This window comes from Robertmurraya sp. DFI.2.37 (assembly GCF_029211245.1).
Lineage (GTDB): Bacteria > Bacillota > Bacilli > Bacillales > Cytobacillaceae > Robertmurraya > Robertmurraya methanolica_A.
Map to the genome: position 1 here is coordinate 1 of NZ_JARGEJ010000538.1, position 310 is coordinate 310.

Annotated in this window: 1 protein-coding gene; it reads right to left on the reverse strand. The window is 34.8% G+C overall.

What is annotated here, in order from left to right; genetic code table 11:
• Window positions 1-259, reverse strand: a 259-nt coding sequence (locus PZE06_RS27605; protein ID WP_275792337.1) for a hypothetical protein, incomplete at its 3' end; no start/stop codon positions are given.
• Window positions 260-310 lie beyond the last annotated feature (51 nt).

Sequence of the window (310 nt, forward strand, 5' to 3'; positions counted from 1 at the left end):
TTCTTATTAAATCAGCCAGTTCTTTACGGTAAGGGAAATTGGGACTGAAATTATAAAAGGCTATTTTCTTTCCTTTCAGCTTGCGGACATAAAATTCGGGTAATTGAAATTCGTTTATATCCAAATAATAAGAAGGATCAGGTTGTTTGTAGACCGGAACATTCACTTTCATTTTATTATTGAATAAATCCAATGTCAACCCGTCTCTTAATCCGATATAAATGAATCTTTCAGCAATACCTTTCAGTCTTTCCAGCAATTGTTTGTCATCCGAAAAATTGGCAGGTGATGCACTGGCAGCAAAAAAGAG